6 protein-coding genes are annotated in these 7,796 nt (G+C 51.7%); 3 read left to right on the forward strand and 3 right to left on the reverse strand.

Annotated features, from left to right (window positions below; genetic code table 11):
* Window positions 1-3 precede the first annotated feature (3 nt).
* Window positions 4-1,548, forward strand: a complete 1,545-nt coding sequence (locus tag KDM89_RS10490; RefSeq protein ID WP_230427789.1) for a POT-type proton-dependent oligopeptide transporter — start codon at window positions 4-6, stop codon at window positions 1,546-1,548.
* A gap of 359 nt (window positions 1,549-1,907) precedes the next feature.
* Here the strand turns inward: KDM89_RS10490 and KDM89_RS10495 are convergent, their stop codons facing one another.
* Window positions 1,908-3,575 carry an alkaline phosphatase family protein gene (locus KDM89_RS10495; RefSeq protein WP_230427790.1) on the reverse strand — a complete coding sequence of 556 codons (1,668 nt, stop codon included), beginning with the start codon at window positions 3,573-3,575 and terminating at the stop codon, window positions 1,908-1,910.
* Between the two features lie 247 nt (window positions 3,576-3,822).
* Between KDM89_RS10495 and KDM89_RS10500 the strand changes: the two genes are divergently transcribed.
* A complete protein-coding gene (locus tag KDM89_RS10500) occupies window positions 3,823-5,067 on the forward strand; it encodes a sensor domain-containing diguanylate cyclase (protein WP_212687877.1) in 1,245 nt (414 codons plus the stop codon).
* A 99-nt stretch (window positions 5,068-5,166) separates the two neighbouring features.
* Window positions 5,167-5,541, forward strand: coding sequence for a TraR/DksA family transcriptional regulator (locus KDM89_RS10505; RefSeq protein ID WP_212687878.1), 375 nt, complete (start codon window positions 5,167-5,169; stop codon window positions 5,539-5,541).
* A gap of 158 nt (window positions 5,542-5,699) precedes the next feature.
* Here KDM89_RS10505 and KDM89_RS10510 read toward each other — a convergent pair whose 3' ends face one another.
* Both KDM89_RS10510 and KDM89_RS10515 read right to left on the reverse strand, forming a co-directional pair.
* Window positions 5,700-6,323, reverse strand: a complete 624-nt coding sequence (locus tag KDM89_RS10510) for a hypothetical protein (protein ID WP_212687879.1) — start codon at window positions 6,321-6,323, stop codon at window positions 5,700-5,702.
* A 39-nt stretch (window positions 6,324-6,362) separates the two neighbouring features.
* A complete protein-coding gene (locus tag KDM89_RS10515; RefSeq protein ID WP_212687880.1) occupies window positions 6,363-7,391 on the reverse strand; it encodes a DUF3667 domain-containing protein in 1,029 nt (342 codons plus the stop codon).
* Window positions 7,392-7,796 lie beyond the last annotated feature (405 nt).

The following is a 7,796-nucleotide window of genomic DNA, read 5'->3' on the forward strand; positions in this document are numbered from 1 at the left end:
CAGATGACAGACACCACTGGGCAGACCAAGCCTAAGATGCCGGGACAAATCCCGTACATTATTGCGAACGAAGGGTGCGAGCGCTTCAGCTTTTACGGCATGCGCAATATCCTGACACCGTTCCTGATCACCAGCCTTTTATTGTCGATTCCTGAGCATTTACGTGCAGCGATGGCGAAAGAGGTATTCCATACTTTCGTGATCGGCGTGTATTTCTTCCCATTGCTCGGCGGCTGGTTATCTGACCGTTTCTTCGGTAAGTACAACACCGTGTTCTGGCTCAGTCTGGTGTACTGCTGCGGCCATGCCTGTCTGGCGATTTTTGAAAATAATATCAACGGGTTTTATTTCGGCTTATTCCTGATTGCGCTGGGTTCCGGTGGTATCAAACCGCTGGTGTCATCGTTTGTCGGCGATCAGTTCGATAAGAGTAACCGCAGTCTGGCGCAGAAAGTGTTTGATGCGTTTTACTGGATCATCAACTTCGGTTCCTTCTTTGCATCGCTGCTGATGCCTATTTTCCTGAAAAAATTCGGCGCCAGCGTGGCCTTCGGTATTCCGGGTATCCTGATGTTCATTGCGACTGTGATTTTCTGGTCCGGCCGTAAAAAATATGTACACGTACCGATTTCCGCGAAGAATCCGCATTCTTTCCTGAACGTGGTGCGTACTGCATTGTTTGGCAATCAAAAAGGTGCCGGTACCGGCATCGCTGTGATCGGTATGATTGCTGCAGTCGGTTCGCTGACGCTGATTCCTGCGATCGGTATTGTGGCCGCATTCTGTCTGGCACTGGTGCTGGTACTGGGCTTCGGCGGTATCGGCGCATGGATGCAGCTGGAAACAGCACGCGGTACGCATCCTGATGAAGCCGTGGACGGCGTGCGTTCCGTGCTGCGTATTCTGGTGGTATTTGCGCTGGTGACACCGTTCTGGTCTCTGTTTGATCAGAAAGCATCGACCTGGGTATTGCAGGCGGATGCAATGACCAAACCGGAATGGTTCCAGTCTGCACAAATGCAGGCACTGAATCCGGCGCTGGTGATGATACTGATCCCGTTCAATAACCTGATTCTGTTCCCGCTGTTCAAAAAACTGGGCATCGAACTGACTGCACTGCGCCGCATGGGTCTGGGGATTGCATTCTCCGGTCTGGCATGGATTGTGGTCGGCTTTATGCAGCTGGCGATTGACGGTGGTGATGCGATTTCTATCGTCTGGCAAATTCTGCCATACGCTTTGCTGACGTTCGGTGAGGTACTGGTATCGGCAACCGGTCTGGAGTTCGCATACAGCCAGGCACCGCTGGCGATGAAGGGCGTGATCATGAGTTTCTGGAACCTGTCCGTGACCATCGGTAACCTGTGGGTCTTGTTGTCGAACTCCAGCGTGAAGAGCCCGGCCGTGACCGAGCAAATCAAGCAGACCGGCATCAGCGTGACGGCATTCCAGATGTTCTTCTTTGCAGGCTTTGCGCTGCTGGCAGCTTTCCTGTTCGCCCTGTACGCACGTACCTACAAAATGCAAAACAATTACCGTTCAGCCTGATGACCGGCTGTTGCGGCAAAGGCTGACACAGCCCGCCGCTGATGGAAAACAAAAACGCTGCCTTGACCGGCAGCGTTTTTTTATGGCGATTGACTGTGGCAGGTACCGCGTCCGCAAAGCCATTTTTTTGCCCGAAAATGCCCCAAATGCGGAGTCCGGCACAGCGATCCGGCGGTCATCGGCAGAAAGTCCGGGCCTCCGGAAAATGGAAATGACGATCTCTGCACAAATGTGGTTATGCCCGGCGCTTGTTGCTCCGCTTCAGATGCAGAATGCAAAACGGGCTGGTCAGTGCCAGCCCGTCATGTGTTGTCACCCGTTCCGCAGGCTGCAGCCAGCGGAACGGCAATGCGACAGGATTACTTCAGCGCTTCTGTCAGCACGCGGCCATCGGCTGCAGCGGTCGGACGCAATTGCAGGATGTGCGCCAGCGTCGGCGCAATGTCCACCACTTCAGCGTACTGGCTGTAATAACCGGGACGAATCCACGGTGCGCCCATGATCATCAGCGGCACATTGGTGTCATACACATACGGCGAACCGTGCGATGTGCCGGATTTGCCGGAGCCGAAATACCAGTAAGGCTTGGCAACCAGCATCAGATCACCGGATACCTGACGGTTCCACGCACGCTGCATCAGTTTGGCCAGACGGGTATCCGGCAATGCGCCCTGTTCCAGCTGGGTACGGGTGAAAACCTGTGCGATGCCCGGACGTGTCAGCAGAAATGCCGATGCGGTGTTTTCCACATCAGCCGCTTTCAGATTTTTCTCTTCGATCAGCGCATAGTTCAGCAGCATGGTCGGGCCCGACCATTTGCTGACCAGTTTTTCCACGCCGAATTTCTTCAGCAATACCTGATTCACTTCGTCCACCAGCGCCTTACCGTCAACACGGCCGGCATCACGCTGCATGTTTTTGGAAAATTCCGGCACGTTCGGGAAACCGTGGTCAGCTGTCAGCAGCACGATGGTATTGTTCAGGCCGACTTTTTTATCCAGATAGCTGAAGAATTGCGCCAGCATACGATCCAGACGTTGCAGATGATCATGCGACATGCGGCTTTCCGGACCAAAAGCATGGTTCACATAATCATGGCTGGACAAGCTGATACCCAGAAGGTCCGGTACACCGGCAGGATTATTGCCCAGCTGTTCACCTTCCATTGCCGCGCGGGCAAAGTCCAGTGTCATTTCATCGACAAACGGGCCGGTCATCAGTTGTTCGTAATATTCCGCGTCTTCTTTGCCGGAAGCGCTGCCGTAAGTTACCGGCATGGTTTTCTTGTCACCGGCAATCAGGCTGTCCGGCGCATCCATTTTGTAAGCGCTGTCAGCCAGCAATGGTTTCCAGACTTGTCCGTAGAAACGGTTTTGCGGATTACCTTCATGGTATTTGGTCACCCATGCCGGATGCTGCTGCATGTAATAGGTCGAGCTGGCAAACCGGCCGGTCTTATTCATATACATGTACGCCGTACCGGTTTTACCCGCCAGCAGAATTGCACCGCGGTCTTTGCCGGAGACGGTAATGACCTTACTCATGTTACCGGTGGCGTAGCGCAATTCATCGCCAATGGTGGCAACGCGCAGATTGGCCGGAGACGTTCCCGCGCCTTTTTTGGTTTCTTCACCGATGTAAGTATGGGCTTTGTCCTCGGTGCAGTACATTTGCTCCAGCGTGTTTTTATCCACCCATTCGTTGGCAATAATGCCGTGCTGGTAAGGGTAAGCACCGGTCAGAACCGCAGAGTGACCAACCGCCGTTAATGTCACGCCGTGCGCCTGATGCGCCTGACTGTACCAGGCTCCCTGATCCAGCATGCGACGCAAACCGCCTTCACCGAACTGGTGTTTGTAACGAGCAATCTGCTCCTGTGGCAAACCATCGACGACCAGCACGACCACCAGTTTCGGTTTGCTGTCTTTGGCAACGGCAGGCTTATCAGCAGCCACTGCGTGTAAGGCGGGGGCCAGTACCATCAGACTGGCAACGGCAGAAAGCCAGGTTCTGCGAGAATTCTTCATAATGATCCCGGAAAAATAGTTGGGCGAAAAATGACGGGCAATGTAGGGCAAAACCCGGTACGGGATGATATTGCAACTGTGCTGTATTGACCATTGTCATTGCATATTCCGGCAGTGTGCCAGTATCAGATGTCATCCTGATGAAACGCTGCGTGATTGTGCGATTTGCAAACGCTGTGGTACTCCACCAATTCTGTGACAGGGGGTACAATGATCACTGCATATTTTCTACTAATACAGGTGTCTCTTGAGCCTCATACCGGAATCCCAGCTATTCAACGACATTTTGCCTGCCGCCGTCATTATTGCGGTGGAAGGGCGTTTTGAAGAGGCCAATCAGGCAGCGCTGAATTTGCTGGAAGCGCAGGATATCAGTGAGCTGAAAGGGCGGGAGTTGTCGGACTTTGTGCATCCGCTCGATCAGCCGCGTTCTCAGGCACGCGTTCGTCGCGAGGGTGAGGATTTTGTCAATCCGGCTGCGAAATTCCGTATTCGTACCGTCAAAGGCGCTTACCGTATGGTGTTGCTGAGCAGCCGTGCCTTCAGTCACGAAGGCCGCGATGCGCTGATGGTCACCGGACTGGACATGACGGATCACGAGGCGCTTGATGCGCAAATGCGCGAAAGTGAACACAACTTCCGCCGCTTGTTTACCAATATGCAGGATGTTTATTACCGCACCGATGTGCGCGGTATGCTGGTGCAGGTCAGCCCTTCCGTCGAGGCGATGCTCGGTTACAGCGCCGAAGAACTGAAGGGCGAGGACGTGCGCCGTTTCTATACCGATGATACGGATAGCGAAGCTTACCTGCAGCGGATTCTGCAACACGGCCGCGTGACTGATTTTCCGGCCAGAATGCGCAGTAAATTCGGACGTGTCGTTGATATTTCGATTAACAGTCAGGCAATCCGCGACGACGAAGGTAAATTTGCCGGTATCGAAGGCATATTCCGCGATGTCAGCCAGCGTCTGGAAATGGAGCAGGAACTCAAGCGCCTGGCCACCACCGATGCACTGACCAATATCGAAAACCGCCGCGCTTTCCTTGAGCATGCCGATCACGTTTTCCGCAGCGCACAGCGTTACGGTACGGTTGTCAGTATGCTGATGCTGGATCTGGACTTATTCAAGACCGTCAACGACGAACACGGACACATCGTCGGCGATCAGGTGCTGGTGCGCTTCGCTGAGCAGGTCAAGCGTGAATTGCGTGAGATTGATTTGTTCGGACGTCTCGGCGGCGAGGAGTTCTGTGTCCTGCTGCAGCACACGAATGCTGAACAGGCTGCAATCGTCGCAGAGCGTATTCGCAAACGCATTGCGCAGTTACGTTTCTTCGATGATGACGGCGCAAACTTCAGTGTTACGGTCAGTATTGGCATCAGCGCCAATCAGGCAGAAGACCGTCAGTTGGAGCGACTGATGGAACGTGCCGACCGGGCTTTGTATCTGGCAAAGCATGAAGGGCGCGATCAGACACGGTCGGCCTGATCCTCCGGCGCGGAGCGTTCCGCTATTGCGCCGTATCAAACACCGGAAGTGACGCCGGAGTAAATTGGTGCCATACCGATCATTACTTACGGAGTAACAATGACACTGACCAGTGCACAATATGACGTCCTGAAACAAAAGCTCGATGCCATGAAGCGTCGTATTCAGGAAGAGCTGAAACACCGTGATCCGGCCCAGTTCGCCCATATCGAAATCGGTGATGCTTCTATCGACGATACGCTGCAGCATGAAGCGATGTCTCAGTATCTGCATCAGCATGCTGAATGGGAGGCTGTGCAGCGCGCTTCAGCAAGAATGGCCGAGAATATTGCCGATGTCTGTAAAGAATGTGGCGAAACGATCCCGTTCGCACGGCTGGAAGTGGAGCCGACAGCAGAGCGCTGTATTCGTTGTCAGGGCGAACTCGAAGCAGATGATCGCCGTTTGCATCTGAATACGCATTCCAGTATGTAAATCTGCTTTTGTCAGATATTCTTGGCTGAAGCAATATGTTCACCGGTACGGAATGAAATAAGCAGGCATAAATAGCCATTAAAAAAGCAGGAGCCTTCCGGTTCCTGCTTTTTTATTTTCTGTGTCAAAGCAAGCTGAAGATGCTATGAAGGCAAGGTTTACTGTACTTTCGCAAACCCTTCTGTAATCTGCGTGATGATACGAACCTGACGGTAATCGCCGACGCGTGGGTCGAAAATGTTTTTTGTCTCGTACTTCAGTGTCACCGTTTTACCGGTCATGCTGCTATAAATCGATGGCAAATCGAGACCGCCTTTGGTCGGGAACAGCCAGACATACTTTTGCGTATTCCCTGCATTTTCTTTTACCGAGAACGTGACAAATCCATCAGAATCGACTTTGATGATGTTGCCGGTCACACTGCCGCCGGAGCCGGCTTCTTTTGCGATGGTAGATAATTTGACAACCGTAGCCGGACAGATTGCTGCCATTCTTGTACCAATCAACGCACCGGCACGCTGACCGTCCTTCATCGGGTCATTGATGTTGATCTTGTAATCATTCATTATTTTATCGCGGTCATTCGGGCCGACCGATTGCAGAATACAAACTCCCATCTGCATCGTGATTTCATTTTCGCCTAAGCCGTTTGTCTGCACTTTATCCACACAGGTGCATGCGCGCTGTGCAATTTCATCCAGATAATTCTGTTGTGCCATAGCAGTGCCACTCATCATGAAGCTGGAGAGCAGTGCGATTGTTGCGATCAGTTTTGTTTTCATTTTTGGTTCCGGTTAAAAAACATTTGGCTTAGTGCAGTATTAAAGGCTGAACACCAGTAAAGCCGTTGCATACAGCGCCAGTGAAATAAAGGCAGCAAAAAGTAACGTCATCGTACGCCACGCTGCCTGAAAACTGGTGAGCAAATAAGCGCCCCTCAGTTGCCGGTACATATGCAGCGGCATCGCGGCACATATCAGTGTGAACCCGACGCCGGCAAAATTCGCTAATGACATCAGCGACAGAATCATCATGGCACAGGCGGCGAAGCTCAGTGAATATAAAATGAACACGCAGTGATCAAACATGACATGCCTGCGGCTGAACGGAAATAAAAGCCACATCACAGGTAAGGCCAGCGGGAGCAGTAACAGTGCGAATTTCGACGCACTGCCTTTCATTTTGTAGAAAACCAGCTCAGGATTAGCAGCTGCGTGGTTCAGTTTTTCCTGCATCCAGTGAGGTGTATTTTTATAAGCTTCCGAGTCATTCTCCAGGTCAGCAACAATTTTCGGAATAGCGGCAGTTGCAACATCTTTGTGTTTTGCTGCAGGTTCAGCGGTCTGTTCGTCCGTATCCGAAGCCGTTGCGGCGGCGACCGAAGATGCGGGTGCTTCGGTAGTAGTCTGTTTTTCTTTGATAAGTTCAGTAACCGCAGCTTTTGAACTATCACCGTTTTTGTCTTCATGCCCCGAGAATTGAGCCGTCATCGAAAAGACGAAAAACATCAGGAAAATCAGAAACAAATACAGAGGGAGTGGGGCGACATAACGCACCCGTTTTCCATCTATATATTCTCTGGTGAGTTTCCCGGGGTAAAAAAACAGCGCCGGAATGGTGCGCCACATTTTGGTGTCAAAGTGGAACAAACCATGCAACAGTTCTTCTGCGATATGAAACAGCGAGCGATGTACGTGTGATACCTGTCCGCACTCATGGCAATACTTGCCAGCCAGGGCAGCACCGCAGTTTTTGCAGCTGCCGTGCTGCTCGTGCGTGGATGCTGCAGGCTGGTTGTCTGAAATAATTGCTGCTGCGACGAGGTCTGTATCGAATTGAGGCGAGGGCACTTTAGCTCCTGAATATGATTCTGTTCCTTCGGCTAATTGTGATCTATGCACAATCCGCCATCAATGCTTGTGCGGTGGTGTTGTAATCCGGTAAAGAAAAACGACTCTTTTTATCTTTTTTGCTGAGGCTTGTTGACATTGGGTGTGCGAATCGTCATAATCTCGCTTCTCTGCTGCTGACGAACACAACGCTTCGAAGCGATAGCAGAAAAGAATACAGTTCTTTAACAACCAACAGCCAATAAATGTGGGCACTTAATGAGAGCGAACCGGTTTTGCCGGGAAGCTTAAAACATATGAAGTGCTCGCAAAAGAAACAAGATAAAGAAATTTATCTCGTCAGTATTTTGAGAGAGGTCTCGCAAGAGACAGTCGAAAGACACCAACAGAGATTGAACTGAAGAG

This window comes from Cognatundibacterium luofuense, assembly GCF_018139685.1.
GTDB classification, from domain to species: Bacteria; Pseudomonadota; Gammaproteobacteria; order Burkholderiales; family Burkholderiaceae_D; genus Undibacterium; species Undibacterium luofuense.

What these genes read in the sequence shown, in the direction of transcription:
- KDM89_RS10490 (WP_230427789.1), top strand. Translation starts at nt 4, where the DNA reads ATGACAGACACCACTGGGCAGACCAAGCCTAAGATGCCGGGACAAATC.
- KDM89_RS10495 (WP_230427790.1), bottom strand. Translation starts at nt 3,575, where the DNA reads ATGAAGAATTCTCGCAGAACCTGGCTTTCTGCCGTTGCCAGTCTGATG.
- KDM89_RS10505 (WP_212687878.1), top strand. Translation starts at nt 5,167, where the DNA reads ATGACACTGACCAGTGCACAATATGACGTCCTGAAACAAAAGCTCGAT.
- KDM89_RS10510 (WP_212687879.1), bottom strand. Translation starts at nt 6,323, where the DNA reads ATGAAAACAAAACTGATCGCAACAATCGCACTGCTCTCCAGCTTCATG.